Annotated in this window: 19 protein-coding genes; 16 read left to right on the top strand and 3 right to left on the bottom strand. The window is 42.4% G+C overall.

What is annotated here, in order from left to right:
• Positions 1-350: 350 nt before the first annotated feature.
• The 8 genes from D6856_RS12185 to D6856_RS12150 all read left to right on the top strand — a co-directional run bounded on the left by D6856_RS12185 (position 351) and on the right by D6856_RS12150 (position 8,686).
• Entirely contained in the window at positions 351-1,256 is a 906-nt protein-coding gene (locus D6856_RS12185; protein WP_092248847.1) for a chemotaxis protein, read from the top strand.
• A 109-nt stretch (positions 1,257-1,365) separates the two neighbouring features.
• Positions 1,366-2,178, top strand: a complete 813-nt coding sequence (locus D6856_RS12180; protein WP_120687103.1) for a hypothetical protein — start codon at positions 1,366-1,368, stop codon at positions 2,176-2,178.
• Positions 2,175-4,334, top strand: a complete 2,160-nt coding sequence (locus D6856_RS12175) for a hypothetical protein (protein ID WP_147367840.1) — start codon at positions 2,175-2,177, stop codon at positions 4,332-4,334. Before D6856_RS12180 ends, D6856_RS12175 begins: the two co-directional genes overlap by 4 nt.
• A 53-nt stretch (positions 4,335-4,387) precedes the next feature.
• Positions 4,388-5,005: an imidazole glycerol phosphate synthase subunit HisH gene (gene hisH, locus D6856_RS12170; protein ID WP_120687101.1), complete on the top strand. Its 618-nt coding sequence runs from the start codon at positions 4,388-4,390 to the stop codon at positions 5,003-5,005.
• Between the two features lie 18 nt (positions 5,006-5,023).
• A complete protein-coding gene (gene hisF, locus D6856_RS12165) occupies positions 5,024-5,788 on the top strand; it encodes an imidazole glycerol phosphate synthase subunit HisF (protein ID WP_092248835.1) in 765 nt (254 codons plus the stop codon).
• 19 nt (positions 5,789-5,807) lie between these two features.
• Positions 5,808-6,485 (top strand): uracil-DNA glycosylase, encoded by a 678-nt coding sequence (locus tag D6856_RS12160; protein WP_092248832.1) that lies wholly within the window; start codon positions 5,808-5,810, stop codon positions 6,483-6,485.
• Between the two features lie 12 nt (positions 6,486-6,497).
• Complete coding sequence (locus tag D6856_RS12155) at positions 6,498-7,784, top strand: diaminopimelate decarboxylase (protein WP_120687100.1); 1,287 nt, start codon at positions 6,498-6,500, stop codon at positions 7,782-7,784.
• 5 nt (positions 7,785-7,789) lie between these two features.
• Complete coding sequence (locus D6856_RS12150) at positions 7,790-8,686, top strand: tyrosine-type recombinase/integrase (RefSeq protein ID WP_120687099.1); 897 nt, start codon at positions 7,790-7,792, stop codon at positions 8,684-8,686.
• Between the two features lie 36 nt (positions 8,687-8,722).
• Here D6856_RS12150 and D6856_RS12145 read toward each other — a convergent pair whose 3' ends face one another.
• Together D6856_RS12145 and D6856_RS12140 are read right to left on the bottom strand one after the other, a co-directional pair.
• Positions 8,723-9,751 carry a 3-deoxy-7-phosphoheptulonate synthase gene (locus tag D6856_RS12145; protein WP_120687098.1) on the bottom strand — a complete coding sequence of 343 codons (1,029 nt, stop codon included), beginning with the start codon at positions 9,749-9,751 and terminating at the stop codon, positions 8,723-8,725.
• 83 nt (positions 9,752-9,834) lie between these two features.
• Positions 9,835-11,910 (bottom strand): TaqI-like C-terminal specificity domain-containing protein, encoded by a 2,076-nt coding sequence (locus D6856_RS12140; protein WP_120687097.1) that lies wholly within the window; start codon positions 11,908-11,910, stop codon positions 9,835-9,837.
• A gap of 107 nt (positions 11,911-12,017) precedes the next feature.
• Between D6856_RS12140 and D6856_RS12135 the strand changes: the two genes are divergently transcribed.
• Both D6856_RS12135 and D6856_RS12130 read left to right on the top strand, forming a co-directional pair.
• The gene (locus tag D6856_RS12135; protein WP_120687096.1) at positions 12,018-13,046 is read left to right on the top strand and encodes a hypothetical protein; all 1,029 of its coding nucleotides are present in this window, start codon (positions 12,018-12,020) and stop codon (positions 13,044-13,046) included.
• 15 nt (positions 13,047-13,061) lie between these two features.
• The gene (locus D6856_RS12130) at positions 13,062-14,168 is read left to right on the top strand and encodes a cation diffusion facilitator family transporter (protein ID WP_120687095.1); all 1,107 of its coding nucleotides are present in this window, start codon (positions 13,062-13,064) and stop codon (positions 14,166-14,168) included.
• An 85-nt stretch (positions 14,169-14,253) separates the two neighbouring features.
• Here D6856_RS12130 and D6856_RS12125 read toward each other — a convergent pair whose 3' ends face one another.
• Positions 14,254-15,591 (bottom strand): putative bifunctional diguanylate cyclase/phosphodiesterase, encoded by a 1,338-nt coding sequence (locus tag D6856_RS12125; protein ID WP_158588931.1) that lies wholly within the window; start codon positions 15,589-15,591, stop codon positions 14,254-14,256.
• Between the two features lie 176 nt (positions 15,592-15,767).
• Between D6856_RS12125 and D6856_RS12120 the strand changes: the two genes are divergently transcribed.
• The 6 genes from D6856_RS12120 to glgA all read left to right on the top strand — a co-directional run bounded on the left by D6856_RS12120 (position 15,768) and on the right by glgA (position 22,741).
• Positions 15,768-16,400 (top strand): C39 family peptidase, encoded by a 633-nt coding sequence (locus D6856_RS12120; protein ID WP_120687093.1) that lies wholly within the window; start codon positions 15,768-15,770, stop codon positions 16,398-16,400.
• Between the two features lie 29 nt (positions 16,401-16,429).
• Positions 16,430-18,328 carry a C1 family peptidase gene (locus D6856_RS12115; protein ID WP_120687092.1) on the top strand — a complete coding sequence of 633 codons (1,899 nt, stop codon included), beginning with the start codon at positions 16,430-16,432 and terminating at the stop codon, positions 18,326-18,328.
• Positions 18,329-18,365: 37 nt separating this feature from the next.
• Positions 18,366-18,644, top strand: coding sequence for a hypothetical protein (locus D6856_RS12110; RefSeq protein ID WP_120687091.1), 279 nt, complete (start codon positions 18,366-18,368; stop codon positions 18,642-18,644).
• Positions 18,645-18,944: 300 nt separating this feature from the next.
• A complete protein-coding gene (gene cbiD, locus D6856_RS12105; RefSeq protein ID WP_120687090.1) occupies positions 18,945-20,150 on the top strand; it encodes a cobalt-precorrin-5B (C(1))-methyltransferase CbiD in 1,206 nt (401 codons plus the stop codon).
• 51 nt (positions 20,151-20,201) lie between these two features.
• Positions 20,202-21,296: a tryptophan--tRNA ligase gene (gene trpS / locus D6856_RS12100; protein ID WP_092248797.1), complete on the top strand. Its 1,095-nt coding sequence runs from the start codon at positions 20,202-20,204 to the stop codon at positions 21,294-21,296.
• Positions 21,296-22,741 carry a glycogen synthase GlgA gene (gene glgA / locus D6856_RS12095; RefSeq protein WP_120656969.1) on the top strand — a complete coding sequence of 482 codons (1,446 nt, stop codon included), beginning with the start codon at positions 21,296-21,298 and terminating at the stop codon, positions 22,739-22,741. Before trpS ends, glgA begins: the two co-directional genes overlap by 1 nt.
• The last annotated feature ends 77 nt before the right edge of the window (positions 22,742-22,818 follow it).

Below are 22,818 nucleotides of genomic sequence, written 5' to 3'. Positions count from 1 at the left end.
GTTAGATAGGCACAAGGTGTAAGCATGGTAACATGTTCAGCTGATGTGTACTAATAGGTCGAGGGCTTATCCATAAAAGTGTATAGAGATCTGGAAATATTCAGTGTTCGGTTTTGAAAGTACAAGTTTTTTCTTTGCTTTTTGAACAAATAAAGAAAAATATAAAAAACTTATAAATGAATTCTTAAAAGACGGTCAAATGCCCGTCTTTTTCGTTTTTTTATATTTATTTTCAGAAAATTATGCTATACTAAACTAAGATATTCAATATAATATAAGTCGTAATAAAGTATTTTTCTTAATGAATTAATAATCACAATTCAATACAATATTACACGTGAGGTGAGAGAATGGAATCAAAAATCCTGCTTGAAAACGGAACCAACGAGTTAGAAGTCCTTGAGTTTAAGATTGATGACCATTGTTATGGTATCAATGTAGCTAAGATCAAGGAAATAATTGTATACCAGGAGGTGACGCCAGTTCCTAACGCTCATCCTAGTATTGAAGGCATATTTATGCCGCGTGATACTATGATCACTGCAATTGATCTTAGAAACTGCCTTCAGAGGGGCGCATCAAAGCCCGGCGGACTTTTCATTGTTACCAACTTCAACAAACTTGATATTGCTTTCCATGTTGATTCGGTTGTAGGTATTCACAGAGTATCATGGGCCGACATCATCAAGCCCAATGCTACAATTTCAAAGGCTGAGGAGAGTATTTCAACAGGTATTATCAAGTTCGAGAATCAGCTTATCATTATTCTCGACTTTGAGAAAATTGTTTCCGACATTAATCCCAATACGGGTCTTAATATGGATGCTCTTTCAGACATCGGATCACGTCCCAGAAACGAAGTGCCTATTGTTCTTGCAGAGGATTCACAGCTTCTTAATAAGCTTATTGTTGATTCGCTCAATAAAGCAGGTTACAACAACGTAAGACATTTCGAGAACGGTAAGCTTGCATATGATTACATTAAACAGTGTAAGGACAGAGGTGAGCTTGATCAGATCAAATGTATCATCACCGATATTGAGATGCCCATCATGGATGGCCACAGACTCACCAAGCTTGTAAAGGACGATGACGCAACCAAGAAGATTCCTCTTATTATTTTCTCATCACTTGTTAATGAGGAAATGAGAAGAAAAGGAGAATCACTTGGAGCCGACAGACAGCTTTCCAAGCCCGAGATCGGCAACCTTGTATCTGTAATCGACGAACTTGTTAATGCATCTGAAGCTGGTTAATAATATCTGACTTTATCTCCCTTTGGCTCAGTTATGAAAACACGTTTTCAGGACTGCCCCAAAGGGAGTTCTTTATGTATAAATAAAATAAATCCTTGGAGTTTTAATAATGACCGGAAATTTAAAAGAGCTCATTGCAGATGCTGACAGACTGATAATAGGCATAGGCAGCGAGTGGAACTGGGTTAAGAATGCGATAAAAAAAGACGATAGATATAATGAAATATTGGATTATTGCAGTATAGAAGAAAACAGCTGGCTAAAGCCCATCGTTGAATACGAATATGCATATTACAACAACGATGAAAAGATAGAAGAGGCTTACAAGGGACTGCTAAAGCTTATAGGTGATAAAAAGTTCTTTTTGGTAAGTGATATTTGTCTTTGGGATGCTCCGATGTTCGGCTTTGATGTTAAAAACTGCGTTTACCCTTGCGGAAATTACATGTATCTTCAAACAGACAGCGCTGACGGAGAACTTTTTGCAGCCGATAAAAATCCAGATTTTATGGAGACCGTAAACGCGATACATAAGATAATTACTGAAGATAACGGTTCTTTTGATAAGAATATTTCTTTTAAAAAAGCTTTTTTTGAAGGAAATGAGTTATATATTAACCAAAAACGTCCTGAATATAGTAAAATTAATTATAACGAAATAGCGTATAAAGATAGATGGAGTGATTATCTTACATTTCTTTCGCGTACACTTAATTTCAAATTGGTAATGCTAGAACTTGGTGTAGGACTTGAATACCCGACCGTAGTAAGGCTCCCGTTTGAAAATGTAGTATCGCTTAATAAGAAGGCTCATCTTATCAGAGTACATGAGAAGCTCTACCAGGCAACACCTGAAATAAAAGATAAAACGGATTCCGTGAAAATGAATTCCGTTGATTATATTTTGCAGGAGAGTAGATGACTATGAAGTCTAATGATGAGGAATATCTCGACAGCTTACTGAACTCAGCACAATCAAATAATAATAATCCTCAATCAGCCCTTAGCAGAATGGCTTCCAAAACCAAACAGAGTACCTCTGATCCTACGTCGAATGACGGATCAGGGGATATTGGTGCGCTTATAGATAATGCAAACGGCAATGCTGATATAAAGGAAATCGGTAATCTTCTCAATAAACTGGATGCGGACGAAATTATCGATGATAATATGGCGAACCTTTTGGATGATATTGCCAAGCCTTCGGATGATTCTCTTCCTTCATTTAAGGTTGGAGACGATCCTTCGGATGAGGATGTGCGAGATCCCGAGGAGATTGCGCTGGATGAAGCAATAGCCGATGCAGAGCGCATGGATGAGAGCATAAAAAACGGGACCTACGAAAATTTTGACATAGATTTTACTCAGGAAAAAGAAACTCCGCAGGAAGCGGCCCCAACTCCGATTATAGATGAGTCTGAGGAAACCGATTCTTTGCTTGAGATGGCTCCGGAGATCACTCTTCCGGATGACAGTGGAGTTGCTGTTGAAAAAGAATCCGATGCCGATCAGACACCTGAAGAAATCCTTACCGATCTTCTTGATGATATGCCGGGAAACAGCCTTACAGAGGCTACAGAAGCCGGAGCAGAGAGTCTTAGTGATATTCTCGATAAAGAGCAGGAACAGGAATTTGGAGAAGCTTCAGGCGCAAGCGATCCTATAGATAATACAGATGAGATTTCAGACCTTGGAGCGCTTATGGAGGCATTTACCGAGGAGCCTGCTCCCGAAGAGGGAGGGAATCAGGAAGGCGGTGTCACACCGGGTATTGCGATCACTGAGGACGCCGAAGTCGTAACGCTTGATAATTCTCTTTTATCAGGTCTTGAAGCGATATCTGAGGATGATATCAATCTTGAAGATCTTGAAGCAAGTCTTGATGAACTGATCGAAACAGATACGGGAAGCGGATCTTCTTTAGATGGAGAGATTGCTGAGCTTGTAAGCGGAGATGCTCCGGAACCTACACAGAGTGTTGCACCTGAGTCCCCTTCAAGTGAATCAGGGTCTGAGGACAATATATCCATTCCGGATCTTGATGCGCTTATGAACAGCCTCGCCAACGATGAGGTTGAAGATATAGAAAATACCGCTCATCTTGATGAGGAACTGGGAGTAGCGGAAGACCCCGATACTGCCAAGAATGATATTTTGGGTGCTCTTACGGACGAAGGTTTTGACGATCTCGGAGCAGATCCCGGTCTTTCCGCATTGGCTGGCCTTTCCGAAGACGTAGGAGGTGCGACAGCCGATATAGGAATTGATACCCCTCACAGATTAAGCCGAGAAAAGAAGGAGGGCCTTCTTACCAAGCTATTAAAGACTCTTACGGAAGAAGATGAGGAAGTTTCCGCAGGAGGAGAGCTTGCGAGCCTTACCGATGAGAATCAGCAGGTTCTTAATGAACTTGGCGAGGAAGAGGGTAATCCCAAGAAAAAGAAAAAAGAAAAAAAGCCTAAGAAGGAAAAGCCTAAAAAGGAGAAAAAGCCTAAGAAGGAAAAACCTCCGAAGCCCAAGAAGGAGAAAAAGCCCAAGCCTCCTAAGGAACCAGGCGTTCCCGAAAAGGCTATGGCTCCCAAGAAAATTATTTTATCCGCGATATTTGCCGCAAGCCTCGGAATACTTGTATGTCTTCCTGCATTCTTACTTCCGGAGAGAATATCCTCACAGAGAGCACAGGGAGCGTATACGCACGGAGACTATGCCACAACATATAAACTTTGGTATGGAAAGAAGCAGACTGCCGAGCAGAGTACAATGTATGAACAGGCCAGAGTTATTGCGTGGGCTGAGAGATACCTCGACGGATATGAGAACTACATCGCTATGGACAAGAAAACCGAAGCTCTGGACATGCTTCTTATGGCGAAACGCAGTAAGGACGAATTATTGACGGAAGCACAGAAGTTTAATGTTGAAATTCAAGTTCAGAGCGTGTACGATAGTATAGAATCGTTGCTTTCAGAGAACTATGGTCTTTCCGAAGATGAGATTGCGGAGATCAATTCTATCAAAAAGGATAGAGATTATACTATCAAGCTTATGGAAATAGTCGGCTTTGACACGGAGTCATAAGCCACATGTGATTGCAGAAGGCATCGAAAGAATAATAAGGAGTTTGATGCCGAATGGTTGCAATAATAGACTATGATGCAGGTAATATAAAGAGCGTAGAGAAGGCTTTTCAGTATCTTGGTGCAGAGACTGTTGTTACAAGAGACCCCAAGGAAATATACAGAGCCGATCGCGTGGTACTTCCCGGCGTCGGTGCTTTTGCCGATGCCATGAAGAGAATAGATCAATACGGGATCAGAGAATCAATCCGTGAAGTGGTCGATAAAGAGATCCCGTTCTTAGGAATATGCCTGGGACTTCAGCTTTTGTTCGATTCCAGTGAGGAACTCGGAGGAGCTGACGGCCTGGGCATTTTGCGTGGAAAAATACAGCTTATTCCCGGAACCGACAAAGAGGGTAATGCCTACAAGGTTCCTCAGATTGGCTGGAACAGTCTTAAGTTTCCGAGAGAAGGCAAGCTTTTTAAGAACCTTCCGGAAGATCCTTATGTTTATTTTGTTCATTCCTATTATCTTAATGCGGCAGACAAGGGCATCGTTACGGCCACAACGGATTATTCCGTTACGATAGATGCTTCCGTTGAGAGCGGCAATGTATTTGCGTGTCAGTTCCATCCCGAGAAGAGTGCGGATGTCGGAATGCAGATACTTAAGAATTTTCTTGCTGTATAAATCTATTAAGGAGAAGATATGCTTACTAAGAGAATTATACCCTGCCTTGATGTTAATAACGGCAGAGTTGTAAAAGGAATAAATTTCGTTAATCTCAAGGACGCAGGTGATCCCGTATCAGTCGGAGAGGCGTATTCCAAAGCGGGCGCCGATGAGCTTGTTTTTCTTGATATCACGGCTTCCAATGAAAGACGTGCGACAGTTGCCGACATGGTAAGAGAAGTTGCCAAAAAAGTCTTCATTCCTTTCACGGTAGGAGGCGGTATCAGGACTGTCGACGATGTAAGAGCAATCTTAAGAGAAGGTGCCGATAAGGTTTCAATGAACTCGGCAGCTATCGACAGACCCGAGCTTATCGCTGAGGCAGCCGATAAATTCGGAAGTCAGTGCGTGGTTGTTGCTATTGATGCCAAGAAAAGAGCTGACGGAAGCGGATGGAATATCTATAAGCACGGCGGCAGGATTGATGTGGGAATCGACGCTATAGAGTGGGCCAAGAAAGCGGTCGACCTTGGCGCGGGAGAGATTCTTTTAACCAGTATGGACTGTGACGGAACCAAGGCAGGTTATGATATAGAGCTTACAAGAAGAATAGCGGAGACAGTTGACGTACCCGTTATCGCTTCGGGCGGAGCGGGCACTTTGGAACATTTCTACGATGCGCTTACGGAAGGTAAGGCAGATGCGGCGCTGGCAGCTTCTTTGTTCCATTACAAGGAGCTTGAGATTTCAGAAGTTAAAAACTATCTTAAAGGAAAGGGAGTTCCTGTCAGACCTTGCTGACGGGAAGTAGACAAAACGAATGTCGATGATCACTGGAATGTGGCTTGATGCTCTTTCCGATGAGTTTAAGAAGCCATATTACAAGCAGCTTTATAGCTTTATAAAAGACGAATACAGTAAGAGCGTGATATATCCGCCTTCAGAGGATATTTTTAATGCGCTTCATCTTACTCCGCTTGATAAGGTCAAGGTTCTTGTTTTGGGACAGGACCCTTATCACGAGCCCGGTCAGGCTCACGGATTATCTTTTTCCGTACTGCCCGGTAAGGCTGACACACCGCCGTCACTTGTAAATATCTACAAGGAGCTTTCCGATGACCTTGGATGCTATGTTCCCAATAACGGATATCTCAAGAAATGGGCGGATCAGGGAGTACTTCTTTTGAATACGGTTCTTACCGTCAGAGCGCATCAGGCCAATTCTCATAAGGGAAGAGGTTGGGAGCAGTTCACCGACGCCATTATAAAGGCCGTAAACGAGCAGGACAGACCTATAGTTTATATGCTGTGGGGTAAGCCCGCTCAGATGAAAAAATCGATGCTAAACAATCCCAAACACCTTATTTTGGAGGCGCCTCATCCCAGCCCGTTATCGGCTTACAGAGGGTTCTTTGGATGCAAGCATTTCAGTAAGTGCAATGAATTTTTGGCAAATAACGGTTTATCGCCGATTGATTGGCAAATAGAGAATATTTAATACAGGGAGGATATTATGAAAAAACCATTTGTAACAAAGGAAAAAGTAGAAGAGATCGCAAAGAAGATCCCTACACCCTTTCATCTTTATGATGAGAAAGGCATTGTAGAGAATGCCAAGGCGGTTTATGAAGCTTTTTCATGGAATAAAGGATTTAAGGAGTATTTTGCGGTTAAGGCTAATCCCAACCCCGTATTACTTGATCTTTTAAGACAGGAAGGATGTGGCTTTGACTGCTCATCCAAGACTGAGCTTTTGCTTAGCGGCGCAGTAGGAGCGCAGGGGCATGAGATCATGTTCTCATCAAACGATACACCCGCAGAGGAATTTGTTCTTGCAGATAAGCTTGGCGCCATCATCAATCTTGATGATTTCACACACATTGATTTCCTTGAGAAGTCAATCGGTAAGATTCCCGAGACTATCTCATGCAGATATAATCCCGGCGGAGTTTTCCAGATGAGTAACGGTATCATGGATAACCCGGGAGATGCTAAGTACGGACTTACAACAGAGCAGATCTATGAGGCATTTAAGATCCTCAAGGAGAAAGGTGCCAAGAGATTCGGTATTCACGCTTTCCTTGCAAGTAACACTGTAACCAACGAGTATTATCCCAAGCTTGCGGGACAGCTCTTTGAGCTCGCTGTAGATCTTCAGAAGAAGACAGGAGCCAAGATTGCATTCATCAACCTTTCAGGTGGCGTAGGAATCCCTTATCAGCCTGATCAGGAAGGCAATGATATCTATGCAATCGGACAGGGTGTAAAAGAGCAGTATGATAAGATTCTTGTTCCCGCAGGAATGGACGATGTTGCGATCTATACAGAAATGGGAAGATTCATGATGGGACCTTACGGTGCACTTGTGACCAAGGCTATTCATGAGAAGCACACATACAAGGAGTATATCGGTGTTGACGCATGTGCGGTTAACCTTATGAGACCTGCCATGTACGGCGCTTACCATCATATCACGGTTCTCGGAAAAGAGAATGAGCCCTGCGATCAGGTTTATGATGTAACAGGTTCACTTTGTGAGAACAATGATAAGTTCGCTATAGACAGAAAGCTTCCCAAGATTGAAAAAGGAGATTATCTCTTTATTCACGATACCGGAGCTCACGGTTATTCAATGGGCTATAATTATAACGGTAAGCTTAAGAGTGCAGAAGTTCTTCTTCAGAAGGACGGAAGCTTCAAGCTTATTAGAAGAGCAGAGAAACCTATGGACTATTTTGCAACTTTCGATTGCCTCAATGTTTATCCTAAGATCTGCAAGATTGTTGAAGAGAACTGAAATATATGAATGAACAGATTGAAGAATTTGTAGATTACCTTACAGGTGTAAAAAAGACTTCAACCAATACGATTATTTCATATAGGCGTGATCTGGAGAGGATGGCCGGATATATGAAGAAACGCGGGATTACCTCCGTTTCCGATATCACCGGCGATCGTCTCATGGATTATGCTGCAAGCCTTCGGGAAGAGAATTTTGCGCCGTCATCGATCATAAGGCACAACACTTCTATGAAGGCTTTTTTTAGGTACATGGTAGAGAACGGCAATATTTCCGATGACCCTGCCATAGTCTTAAAAAGCCCCAAAGCCGTGGCATCCAAGCCAAGGATTCTTTCAGAGACCGAGGTTCAGGCTCTTTTGTCTCAGAAATTCCCGGAAAATGCCAAGGGCGTAAGAGATAAGGCAATCCTTGAGCTTTTATATGCAACAGGGCTTAAGGCCGGAGAACTGGTTTCACTTGAGCTTTCAAACATCGATCTGAGCATAGGATGTCTTAGACTTAATAAGGGAAAAGAGAATAAGTCCGAGAGGATCATTCCCTTCGGAAAGATGGCAAAAGATGCGATGATGCATTATCTTCTGGATGCAAGAACGCAGCTTTGTGAAGGCGAAGATATAGAAAAGGAAAAGACGGTATTTCTTAACTGCGACGGTAATCCAATGAGCCGTCAAGGGCTCTGGAAGCTTATCAAAACTTACGTCAAAAAAGCCGGCGTAAGCTCTGATATAACTCCGTACACCTTACGTCATTCTTTCGCCGCTCATCTGGTCGATAACGGCGCAGATATTTCATCTATTCAGGATATGCTGGGATTTAATGACAGTAATACGCTAAGCAGATATATAGAAAAAGAGGATAGAAGTAAAGATCCTTATGAATGGGCAAGATTAAGATAAAAAAGGGCGGTGAATAATTCACCGCCTTTACTTATATCATACAGTCTCTGCCATCTCGAGAAGAAGTTTTTCTGTGTCGGCCCAGCCAAGGCAAGGATCCGTAATGGACTTACCGTATACGCCTTCGCCGATCTTCTGGCAACCTTCCTCAATGTAGCTCTCGATCATAACACCCTTAACAAGCTTCTTGATCTCTGGATTGTGATTTCTTGAGTGAAGAACCTCTTTCACAATACGGATCTGCTCCTTGAACTGCTTGTTGGAGTTGTTGTGGTTTGCATCAATGATGGCTGCGGGATTTACAATGTTGCGCTCCTCATAAAGAGAAAGAAGCAAACTGAGATCCTCGTAGTGATAGTTCGGAATTGACTGACCATGCTTGTTGCTGGATCCTCTAAGTACGCAGTGCGCAAGAGGATTACCGTTGGTCCTAACCTCATAGCCTCTGTATACGAAAGAGTGAGACTGCTGAGCAGCGTATACTGAGTTAAGCATAACGCTGAAGGTTCCGCTAGTAGGATTCTTCATTCCTGCGGGAACGTCAAAACCACTGGCTGTCATACGATGTTCCTGATCCTCAACTGAACGTGCACCTATAGCAACGTAGGAGAGAATATCAGCCATGTAGCCCCAGTTCTCGGGATAGAGCATCTCATCCGCAGCGGTAAGACCTGATTCTTCGATAGCTCTTATCTGCATGTGTCTCATGGCAATGAGACCTGCGCGGAAATCTGTCTTTCCTTCGGGATCCGGCTGAGAAGTGATTCCCTTGTAGCCGTCACCTGTTGTACGAGGCTTGTTGGTATATATTCTGGGAATAAGGATAAGTCTGTCCTTAACCTTGTCGTTTATTTTGCCGAGTCTTGAAACATAATCGCAAACGGCATCCTCATTGTCTGCAGAGCAAGGGCCTACAACAACAAGAAATTTATCGCTTTTTCCCGTAAACACGTCTGAGATCATTGCATCTCTTTCTTTTTTAAGAACTGCAAGCTGATCGGGTAAAGGAATCTCATCCCTTATCTCATCGGGTGTGGGAAGCTTTTGTATATATTCAAAAGACATTAATAAATTACCTCCGTATAAAACATTCGATTTACACTATAACACTTTAAACTGTAAAAGTAAACTAATTTTTATAAACTTTGTTATTCCTCGCATTTTTCACAGATATAGTGATATTCTTTATCGTTTAGTCCGTATAAATATGCAATCTTATGATCTATGTTGTCAGCAATAGAAGTGCTTACGGAGGACTTATTGCTATCCGATCGTGCATCTTTTATTGAACTTATAAGCTCTTTGGCAAGCTCTGTGATCTCTTCAATAGTTTTTGCATCGCATACGGGGATCGGAAGAGCCTCGATAGCAGAGCGAAGTACTTTCATATTCTTAAAAGAGTTTTTGTAATAATAGCTTATTACGGGCGAATTAAGTACGCAGAGTATGTATAGCGCAGTGTATTTTGGCACCTTCGGTATCATGATATTTGCACTGTTTAAAGAAAGTAATCCGGTGTCGTCGTAAGCAAATACGGGTCTGCTGCTGATGAAACGGTACAGAAGTTTTTCTTTTGCCCTGTAATAACACTCGTCCGCGCATTGCTGGAATTCATCCGGGTTATATACAATGTACGATGCCGGGGCGGAAACCACGTAAGAGCTTATATTACTTCCTTTTGCTATTGGTTCGAACCCCTTTGAGCAAACATCCGACAACAGCTTTTTATTGTTTCCCGTTACGATCCCGAGTGCAAAATCTGCCTTATCTTTTAACGTAAAGTGTTTTGAACTCTCTATTTTCTTTATCAGCTCGTAGTCTTTACTTCCGCATAAAATATGAAAAGAGCTTTCTGATAATCTGTCTGATGTAGCTTTGAAATCATCGATCTTGGATAGTCCTGCTTTTCTTTTGTAAAAAGAAATATTTATATCTTCATGATTAGCGACTGCGGAGGCTTTACCGGCGGCACCTTTTTTGACAGTCAAAATAATGCACGGACACTGAACCTTGTCGAAAATATCTCCAAGGTAAGAAATGCCTGTGACACAGCCTTTTGACAGGATCTCTTTTCTTATAGAAAGATACATATCAGATCCGAGAAGTGTCTCGGGAAGAAGATATGTAAGCGTACCGTTATCTTTTAATACAGACAGGCCCTTTTCTATAAAAAGAGAAAATGATTCGGGCCTTGCGTTTGCCGAAAGAAAAGGAAAAAATCTTTTTAATCTCTTTATGTCGGACGAGCTAAAAGAGTAGCCCCACGGCGGATTACCGAGGATTACGTCAAAACCGCTTTTGGGAGAAAACGGCTTGTCGCCGGCTCTTTTGCCTGCAGTTTCAGATGTAAGGAAGTCCATTTCCTTAATGTTATTCATAAGAATATTCGCGCTTTCCTTGGACTTAAGGCCGTATTTGAGCGCGAGATTTATCCTTGCTATGCATACGGAAATCTTATCGATGTCGCAGCCATAGATATTTTCTATAGGTATGTTTTTGGGAAGCCTTATAAGAAAATTTCCGCTTCCGCAGGCGGGATCAAGAATCTTGGCGTTATTGGGAGATATCTCTTTTAACTTTGAAAGACAGGTGTCGACCGCGTAAAAAGGAGTATAATATGCCCCTTTTGATTTTTTGTCACGGAGTCTTCGAAGCGAGATGTAGAGCATTCCCAGAGTATCTTCGCCTTCAATATATGTAAGCGGATAGTCGTTCAACACAAAACCAAGGTTCATGATCTTTTTTAGGTGATCAGTTACAGCACTTTCAAAGTCCGTGTCTGTAGCGTGGTCATCTCTTTTGATTGGGAGAAGATCATAGATCAGCTGTTTGTAATAATCCGACCTTACGCCGTTACGATTAAGCATAGTAAGGGCATAGAAGGTAATAAGGTCGGCTATGTCTATGCCTCGTTCGCTATGCATAATATAAGAGATAAGCTTCTTGATATGTTTGTAATTATGGGATTTCTTGTCTATATAGGACTTTGGGATAAAGTTCTTTTCGGATAAGCTCTTGTTTCTCCTACTTTGTAAAAGAGAAGATGATTCAAGGGCTTTCTTGGCTTTTTGGACATCAGACAAAGAGAGAATATATCTTTCTCCCTCTTTTTTACCGGACAGTTTTCCTAGTTTGATCCAATTGGCAATCGTTGCCCTGGATATTCCCAGCATTTCTGCGGCTTCTTTTGAAGTTATGTTTATGTCTTCGCCTTTTTTGCCCATAGAATAATTATCATGGTTTTGAATTCTTTTTTCAAGAAGAAAGGTTTATTATGGTATAATGCCATTGTTTATTGATAATATGATTATAAAAGGAAAAGGTTAGAGATATGATGAAAAAGAATTTATTAAATAAAGTAAGTGCCACTGTTTTGGCCGGCCTGATGTTGTGCTCGATTGCAGGATGCGGGGAAGAGGTCGATGCGGGAACCGCAGAGACGAGCCAAGAGGAATTAACTTTGCAGGATGTTACTGAGGATGCCACAGGCGCAGCAACATCGGATGATGCCGGTACTATGGCAACGTCAGCAGATCAGGAGAGCTTAGAAGATCTTTATATCAGTAAGGTTTTGTCTGCGGCCGGAAATGTACCTATGGATGTGCAGGAGACGCTTGTTGATGACTTTGATGGAGACGGAGATAAAGAGGCTTTTGTTTTTCTTGGCGGAGAAGTTGAAGATGTTCTCGGAAGTAACGGAAGTTTATGGTTTGTAAGCGATGATTCATGCGAGGAGATTTTAGCACAAAAGAATATAGCCGTGAATAAAAAAGGGTCTGTATTTGAGCCATTAACGGTTGAAAATGTGAAAATTGTTATGCTGACGGAAGCTTATGTATCGGAAGCATATTCGCAAATATTTTTCGTAAAAGACGGAAAATGCGAAGAATCACGTATATCCGGAACCGGTTACGTATATACCGACGAAAAGATTGATGGTTTTTCGGTTTCTCACCCTGCCTATGATATGTGTGTTGAATATGAGATCGGGGCAGATGAGAGTGAGAAGATGGTTACGGGACATACATGGAAGAATTACTACGCTTACTTTGATAAAGATAAGCAGGATTTTTGCTACTATGATGCCCATACCATTACCGAGGAAGAGCTTGCTTCAATATGCGGCATGGATCTTGCCACAGAGATACGAAATGAAGGTTTCCAAGTAGACGAAATCTACAGAGTTGATAACGGAGTAGTGATCGTAAACTACAGTAAAAAAACACAAGACGGTAATACTGTTTCAATAGAATATCATAATGCCTCATTTTATGAGAAGAACAAACAGTTTCTTGACTTTGGCACAGATGGTGACAAGCCGTGGCAGAAGTCGGATCAGGGAGGAATCTATTCTTTTTAATATAAGGAGCTAGGTATGGACAGAACGAAAACGATAGTAAGAACCGGAATAATAGGAATTGTAGCAAATCTCATATTATCGGCATTTAAGGCATTTGTGGGAATTTTTTCCAATTCCGTTGCGATCACGATGGATGCGGTAAATAACTTAAGCGATGCGATGTCATCGATCATTACGATAATAGGAGCGAAGCTCTCGGCAAAAGAGCCCGATAAGAAGCATCCTTTCGGATACGGCAGAATAGAGTACATGTCAGCTGTTGTTATCGGTGTTATCATTCTCTACGCCGGAATTACATCGCTTATCGAGTCCGTTAAAAAGATAATTCATCCCGAAGTACCCGATTACGGCGTGCCCGCTCTTATCATCGTTGCCGCTGCGATAGTGGTTAAGATCGCACTCGGCTTATTTACCAAGAAGACCGGTGAGAAAGTTGATTCGGATTCACTCGTTGCATCGGGTAAGGATGCACTTAATGATTCGATCATATCAACCGCAACACTTGCCGCAGCCATTATCTTTATCACGACAAGGCTAAGCATTGAGGCATACATTGGTGTGATCATTGCTTTCATCATTATTAAGACAGGCTACGAGACACTTAAGGATACGATCAGTGAACTGCTTGGTGAGAGAATAACTCATGAGATGTCAAAAGAGATCAAGCATGTGATCAGAAGTGTTGACGGTGTAAAAGGAGTGTATGATCTTGTTGTACATAACTACGGTTCCGAAAGCCTTATGGGCTCGGCGCATATCGAAGTTGATGATACCATGAACGCGGTTCAGATCGACCGTATAGAGCGCGAGATCGCTAAGAAAGTCTTCATTGAAAAAGGTATCAGCATGACGGGAATATCTATTTATTCATCAAATACCAATGATGAAGCGGCAAAGGAAGCTCACTTAAAGATACGTGAGCTGATCAAGGATTATCCCGATGTGCTTTCTACACACGGTTTTTATATGAACTCTGAGACAAAAGAAATCCGTTTTGATCTTGTACTTAACATCGAAGCCAAAAATAAATTTGAAACATATGCAGCTTTTCTTAAGAGAGCAAGAGAGCTGTATCCTGACTATGATGTTGATATCCAGATTGATTACAATTTCTCGGATTGATCATATATACACTCATATCTACACAAATAAAAAAACATGGCTTGGAATTATTCTAAGCCATGCTTATTATTTTAATCAAATAATCTTATGCTTCCGAAACCAGAAGATTTCTAAATTCTGTCGATGCAAGGGGCTTTGAGAAATAGAAGCCCTGGATCTCATCGCATCCAGCGTTCTTAAGAAGGAAATACTGCTTGGAGTTCTCGACACCTTCGGCGATTACCGTGAGGTTGAGAAGCTTGGCAATCTCAAGAATGCACCCGAGTAAGTTCTTACCCTTGTTGTTCTCTGTGATATCTTTGATAAATCCAATATCGAGTTTAAGTGCATCGAGCGGAAGATTGGTTAGCATGTTGATTGATGAATAGCCCTTACCGAAGTCATCCATCTCAACCATAAAGCCTTCTCTCTGAAGCTCTTTTACAACAGAAACAATCTGTTCAACATTATCTGTATAAGCGGTCTCAGTGATCTCAAGATGAAGATCGCCGGTCTCAATATCGTAATCCTTAATGAGCTGCTTGAGGTAATCTATAATGTCGGGATCGAAGATATCAACTCGTGAAACGTTGACGGATACAGGAATTGAATATCCAAGTTCGTCCTTCCATCTGCGGATCTGTGCCGCAGCCTCGCGCCATACATATCTGTCGAGCTGTCTGATAAGACCGTTCTCTTCAAATAAAGGAATGAAGAAATCAGGCTTAACAAGACCGAATTCCGGATGCTTCCAACGGATCAAAACCTCAGCGCTCGTAAGCTTGGGAAGATTACCGTGCACGTTGTACTTAGGCTGAAAAGCAAGAGAGAACTGATTCTCAGCAAAAGCAGAGCCAATGCTGTCCAGCAGCCTTGCCTCAAACATCTCTTTTTCATGCATCTTGGAATCGTAGATCTCGTAACAGGTAGCGTGCCCCTTAGTGATGGAATTGCAAGCCTGCATTGCTCTGTCAAAGCGCTGCTCAATGGTTGCATCCTTGAAGAGATCGGGGTATATACCGATCCTGACGCGAATGTCAGGGGTCTTCATCATATGTGCAAGTTTATCAGATACCTGATGTATCAAAAATTCGTAGCTCTTCTGATGCTTGATGTACATGTAGAATTTATCAGCATCATATCTGCAGGCGATGCCCCCGTGTTCCTTGGCAGTCTCGGATACGCAATCCGCTATTGCACAAAGGACTTTATCTCCAAACTTTCTTCCGTATAACTCATTGATAAGGTGGAATTTATTGTAATTAAGAACTATAGCATCAACGCCCTCGAGAGGGTGCTTCCTATCAAAGTCTTTAGCTAGTAAGAAAAATTGTTCCTTGGAACATAAACCGGTCAAAGGGTCTACAGCCGGAGCTTTAATGATATCGTGATAAGTATTCAAACCGAGGCTAACTGAATCTGAGGATCGTGGCGATACGTTCATAGAGTTATTCTCCTCGCTTCCTTCCCTATTATGTAATGCATTTAAGCTAGCTTCATTATACATTTAAATATCCCAAAAAACATAAAGTTCGCAAAAAAATCACAAAATAATCATATTTAGCCACAGAATGAGCTATAATCATTAGTAACAACTAATATTTTTACAGGAAAATAGGCATGAAAAAGAAACCATACGGTGGAATTCTCAGTATTCAGCACTATCTTATGGAGCAGTACGGTAAGATGGGTACCATGATAAAAAGAGGTCGTCCTCTTTCCATCAACACGGATTCCATGGAAACAATAAGCGGAAGACGCACCAGAAACTGCTCTGTAGTGGCGGTTACGAGAGTGATTGATTATTACAGACAAAAAAATGAGATTCAGAGTATTCCGAGTGAAATAAATATTATTTACAAAAAGGTAGAAGAGATAGCGGAAAGCTATGGCTACAGCGACAAACACGGAACAGTACCTTTTTTTATCTCGGGAATATCAAGAGAAGCTTTTAAAGAATACGGAATCAAGGCTAAGTGCAAAGGTCACTACATCTTCAGCTTTGACAGACACATCAAAAAAGAGATAGACAGCGGAAGACCGGTTATCATGAATATAGCAAGGGGCTTTTACAAGGATCACACGATCGTAGTCGCAGGCTACAGCATCTGGAAGGTTAACGGAAAAGAGTACCCCATGCTTCAAGTGGTAGACGGCTGGAAGAGCGGCTTTCACTATCTCGATTATGAAGCATTTGCAAAAGATATAACGCAGTCAATATTCGGTTCATTTAATACAACTTATTTAAAATAAGCAAAAATAGCAGCGTGAGGGATAAGGACTTGAAGAAAAAGACGGTTTTAGCGTTAGGAATATCTGCAATTCTCATCGCGGCACTCGCTTTGGGAATTTCTACACATATGCATAGAGAGCAAAAACCCGCCAATCCCGCGAGACGAGACGGAGAGGTAACGGTTGTCGATGTTCCGGAAGACGACCAGCTGGCACTTGTTTCGGGCGAAAAGGACCCAGGGCCCGGCGGTTCATTTTCGGAAGGAGAGCAGGGGAATGCGGGTAAAGGTTCAAGCTCTGAAAATCAGTCGGCAAAAGAGATCGTGGACCAATTGAATGCTGATGATATATGTGTCATAAACGAGGCTGTTACGGTTTCAGATGCCGGAAAAGAAGCCTTTTTTGCAAATGATGAATTTAAGGACGTAACTCCGATCGATTCGGAATATCTTTTATCTACACCTCTTCCAAGTAAATACGATGCGCGAAACGATGGCGGTAAGTGCTATGTGACTGAGCCGGAAGACCAGGGCTATTCATATTTGTGCTGGGCGTATGCGGCGATAGGAGCTATCGAGAGTGATATTTTAAAGAACCACGAAGATATCTCATATAAGAATCTCAATCTTTCGGAAAAGCATCTTGCGTATTACAACGTGCATAAAACAACGGGTTCTGTTGGCGGGTACCTAGATGACGATTACAGAGTGCTTGTAAATCCCGATAACGAAGAAAACGCCTGGATATTTGATTATGACACAGGTTACGTCGCTGTCGGTGGGGTTACCGATTATTGCATAAGTCTTCTTACCGCGTGGAAAGGCCCTGTTTACGAGAAAGGCAACAACGCATTTAAGAGTATTTACGGCAGCGAATATTTGTTTAAGGACAACAAGGATAAGCCTTCCGGAGCATATGACGCCGATTTTCACGTACAGGACGTAAGTCAGGTGAGAGGCTATATTTCAAACAACGAGCTTATAAAAAGAATGATCCTTAAGCACGGAGCTGTTACTGCGGGCGTCAACTCAGCTGAGAAGTTTTGGAAAAACAGTCACAGATCGCTCTATTCATTTTTTGAAGGTGAGAAGATTCCGACCGCCGATCACGAGATTTCGATAATCGGATGGGATGATGATTACAGTGCCGCCAATTTCAGCTCAAGACCTTTCGGAAACGGAGCTTGGCTTTGCAAGAACAGCTGGGGAGATACAGCGGGAGACAAGGGCTTCTTTTATCTTTCGTATTATGACGACACGTTGTCTATAGACAGTATTTCCGCATATTCCGTTGCGGCAAAGAGTGACAGTGATTTTTATGACAACAATTATCAGGTGGCGGGCTTTCTTACCAACTTGGAGAGCACTCTTGATGATTCACTAAATACCGTTTTTGCATATAAAAATACCGCTAAGCCATACGCAGTAATGTATGAAGCGCAGGCTGATGAAACCCTGAAGGCTTTCGGATTTATGAGTCTTGATTGCTACGGGCAGTATGAGGCAGAAATCTATAAGAATGCTGAAGCAACGGACGGTAAGATCGATCTTAATAAGTTAAAAGAGCTTGTGTATTCGCAGAAGATTTCGGCTGTAAGTGCAGGTTTTCATACATTTCCGATTGATGCGGGACAGGACACGGAAGACGATAAGAACTCCGGTATCAGCGGCATAGAGCTTAAAAAGGGAGATACCTTCCTTGTAGTCATAAAGCCCGTGCGTGAACAGCAGCTTGTCTTTGAAGCTGCGGCCGACAATATAAGTCCCAAGAATTATGATGAGTGGAAGAACCTAACGGGAAGCTTTGAAAACAATTATTCTGCGAGCGGAAACAGCTACTATCTGTCTGATGACGAGGCATTTCTGGAAAGTCAGAGTGACAAGGACTTTTTTATAAAAGCATATACGAATTTTGGAGAACAAACGTTTGAAAACGCCGATGAAATGTGATATATTGTGTGTAGAAAAATAGAAAGGCACAATATATATGGCAAAGAACGATAACGAATTAGATCAGATAAGTACAACAGATAAATTAAAGGCATTCAAGGCACTTAAGGATGCAGGGCTTCGCGTAGAGATGAGCGGAAGCGGCGTTCCCACGGTTATTTGCGAAAGCGCCGAGCAGATCGCAAAAGATACCAAGAACGTACGTAAGATCCTCAAAGAGATCAGATATAACGGAAGTTTTGGAGTAAGAGCCCCCAGAAAGACGGATTCCATCGTAACGGAAGAAACCGTTGAGAGCGTACAGATGACAGCTTAATCTTCGAAAATACCTCAGCAAGTGCTCTACAAAAGAAAACGCACCTATCGGTTAGGTGCGGAATTTTGGGAGGAGGGGTCGACCGGTGGGGAGCCAATCGACCCGGTATGAAAAAAGTTTTGTTGGGGGAGTCAGAAGTTTTCACTTCTGATAGTATTATATTAAGTAATAGATTTGTACAAAGTATGGACAAATTATAAATTAAGCATAAAGTAAATCGAAATAATAAATAACTTACAAACGAAATATAGTATAATTTTATCACAATAACAAACTAAAAAATGTTTGCGAGGATTAGGTATGGACAGTAATGTGGCTAGAAACGCGGGGTTGATTCTTAGCCCACTTACAACTGGAGATTGTGCTGCAGCTGCTGCAAGAGCGGCTGCGGCTTGTTTGCTTTTCAGAATTGACTACGAGTTTGTAACGATCAAACATCAGGGCGGTAATTCACGAACCATTTCCGTTTACAAGGTAGAAGATGACTGTGATGAGAAGCACGCTCATTTCTATGCCATCATGGAGGGCGGAGCAGCTCCGGATATAAGAGAGCGCGCCGAGATTCATGTTGATGTTGCCAAGATAACGGATTTTCGTAAAGTCGATGACAGTGTACATGTTGATACAAGATACGGCAATCTTTTCATTAAGGGCGGAGAAGGCATAGGTGTTGCTTTTGACGGGGTTCCGGGAATTAAAAGAGGCGAAGCGCTTATTGAAAAAGAAGCAAGGAATATGATCTTTGAGTCGGTTGCCAATGTATGTGAAACTGCGGACGGAGCTCAGCTTCTTCTTATCACCGTAAGTTGTCCCGAGGGAATGATGATAGCTGCCAAGCAGACAGTCGGACAGAGCGCTTTTGCGGGCGGAATTACCATTATGGGTGAATGTGGAACGGTATCGCAGGTTCATCAAAGAGATATCGTGGGCTCCATTGAGAATCAGATAGAGAAACAGATGGCGATGGGAGTTAACAACCTGATCATTTCTCCCGGTAATTATTGCGCCGACGACGTTTACAGAAACCTTCATGTGTCTCTTAATACATCCATATATTGCTTTAATTTCCCCGGCTTTGCGATTGACGCTGCCGTTAATGCGGGAATAGAGAGCATTCTTCTTGTAGGAAACGCGGGTAAGCTTGTTAAGCTTGCTGCGGGAATTATGAATACCAATTCCTATGCATCCGACGGAAGAAGGGAGATATTTGCGGCTCATACAGCAATCGTCGGTGGTACATCAAGTCAGGTCAGAACCGTTATGGCGTGCGTTACCGTTGATGAGATCTTATCTCTTCTTGATACATGGGGACTTCGAGAAAGAGTTATGGCAAGTATCATGAACGAGATTGACAGAGCTGTCGAAAATAGGTGCCATGGCAAGCTGAAGTTCGGTGTAGCGCTGTTTTCTGAGGCGTTTGGGCTTCTCGGTACGACCAAGAATACCAGAAATGTGATAATCAAAGTTTCTCAAGATCAATACGCATTGTCACTCAAGTTAAAATAAGGTATTCTATATATACATTTTTAAACTAGATTATTTAGGAGATTCATCAAGATGAGTAAGATTATTTTGACCGGAGATCGCCCTACAGGTAAGCTCCATGTAGGACATTACGTAGGCTCTTTAAGGAGAAGAGTGGAGCTTCAGAATTCCGGCGAGTTCGATAAGATTTTTATTATGATCGCCGATGCACAGGCTCTTACAGATAATGCAGACAACCCGGAGAAGGTTCGTCAGAATATCATTGAGGTAGCGCTGGATTATCTTGCGGCAGGCCTTGATCCCGCCAAGTCTACACTCTTTATTCAATCACAGATTCCTGAACTGACAGAGCTGTCATTCTACTACATGAATCTCGTTACTGTATCAAGACTTCAGAGAAATCCTACAGTTAAGACCGAACTTCAGATGAGAAACTTCGGAACAAGTATCCCTGTCGGATTCTTTACATATCCTATCAGCCAGGCTGCAGATATCACTGCTTTTAAGGCTACGACCGTTCCTGTCGGAGAAGACCAGGAGCCCATGCTTGAGCAGTGCAAAGAGATCGTAAGAAAATTTAATTCTGTATACGGTGAAGCACTTGTAGAACCACAGATCCTGCTTCCCGATAATGCTGCATGCTTAAGACTTCCCGGAATAGACGGCAAGGCCAAGATGAGTAAGTCACTCGGCAACTGCATCTATTTGTCGGAGGAGCCCGATTCCATCAAGAAGAAGGTTATGAGCATGTTCACAGATCCCAATCATTTGAGAGTAGAGGATCCCGGTGAAGTGGAGGGCAATCCTGTATTCATCTATCTTGACGCGTTTGCAAGGGATGAGCATTTTGCTGAATTTGCTCCCGAATATACATGTCTTCAGGAGATGAAGGATCATTACAAGAGAGGCGGACTCGGAGACGTTAAGGTCAAGAAGTTCCTCAACAGCGTACTCCAGGCTGAGCTTGAACCCATCAGAACCAGAAGAAAGGAATTCCAGAAGGATATTCCTTATGTATACGAAGTCCTCAGAAAGGGCAGCGAAGTAGCCAAGGAAGTTGCTGCGCAGACTCTTTCCGATGTTAAGAATGCAATGAAGATCAATTATTTCGACGATAAAGAACTTATAGCTATGCAATCCGCAAAGTATGAGGAGATGTCAGAATAATGAAAAAAATCCTGTTTGTGGCTTCAGAAGGAGTGCCTTTTATCAAAACGGGAGGACTTGCCGATGTTGTGGGCTCTCTTCCCAAAGAGATCGATAAAAGATACTTTGACGTTCGTGTCATTTTACCTTTGTACAAATGCATCAGCCAGCAAATGAAAGATAAGATGGAATATATATCCAACTTCTACATGGATTTCCATTGGAAGAATGAGTATGTAGGTATCTTCAAGGCTGAAGTTGACGGCATTAAGTACTATTTTATTGACAATGAGTTTTATTTTAACGGAATGAAGCCCTACGGGGATGACACAGTTTTTGAGATTGAGAAATTTGCCTTCTTTTCCAAGGCAGCACTTTCAATTCTTCCCGTCATCGATTTCAGACCCGATATCATTCACTGCCATGACTGGCAGACCGGACTTGTTCCCGTATATCTCAAAGAGAGATTTCAGGGAAATGAGTTCTTTAGAGGCATCAAGGCCATTATGACCATCCACAATCTTAAGTTCCAGGGAAAATGGGATATTAAGACTGTAAGAGATATCACGGGACTTCCCGATTTCTACTTTACATCGGATAAGCTTGGACTCTTTAAGGACGCCGATCTTTTAAAGGGCGGTATTGTTTATTCCGACGCTGTCACAACCGTTAGTGTTGCGTACGCCGAGGAGATTAAGACCGAGTTTTACGGAGAAGACCTCGACGGACTCTTAAGAGCCAGAGCGGGCGATCTTCGAGGTATCGTCAACGGTATTGATTACGATGAGTTCAATCCCGAGACCGATGAGTATATCCCGTACAAATACAACGCAATCAATTTCCGCAAGGAAAAGATCAAGAATAAGAGAGCTCTTCAGAAGGAGCTTGGACTTAAAGAAGACGATAAGTGCATGATGATCGGTATCGTTTCAAGACTTACCGACCAGAAGGGCTTTGATCTTATCAATTGTATCCTCGATGAGCTTTGTCAGGATGCAATCCAGCTTGTTGTTCTCGGTACAGGCGAAGAGCAGTATGAGAACTCCTTCAGACATTTCGACTGGAAGTACAATGACAAGGTTTCCGCCAATATCTATTATTCGGAACCTATGTCACACAAGATATATGCCGCATCCGATGTGTTCCTGATGCCTTCACTGTTTGAACCCTGCGGACTTTCACAGCTCATGGCACTCAGATACGGAACAATCCCGATTGTAAGGCAGACAGGCGGACTTATCGACACCGTTGAGCCTTATAACAAGTACGAAGGAACCGGAACCGGCTTTGGATTCCTTAATTACAACGCTCACGAGATGCTTGATACCATTCGCCAGGCCGAGCACGTATTCTATGACAAGAAGCGCGAATGGAACAAGATGATCGACAGAGCCATGGCCGTTGATTTCTCCTGGAGGGTTTCAGCCGAGAAATATCAGGAAATGTACGACTGGCTTGTCGGATAACTTTATTTGTGTTAATAATTGAATATAGACGTTTATAATTAAGACACTTTTCCGGGGGCAAGGGGAAAGTGTCTTTT

Source organism: Butyrivibrio sp. XB500-5, assembly GCF_003625505.1.
GTDB lineage: Bacteria > Bacillota > Clostridia > Lachnospirales > Lachnospiraceae > Butyrivibrio.
The sequence above is the reverse complement of the archived record's forward strand: the minus strand, read 5'-3'. Positions and strand labels throughout refer to the sequence as shown.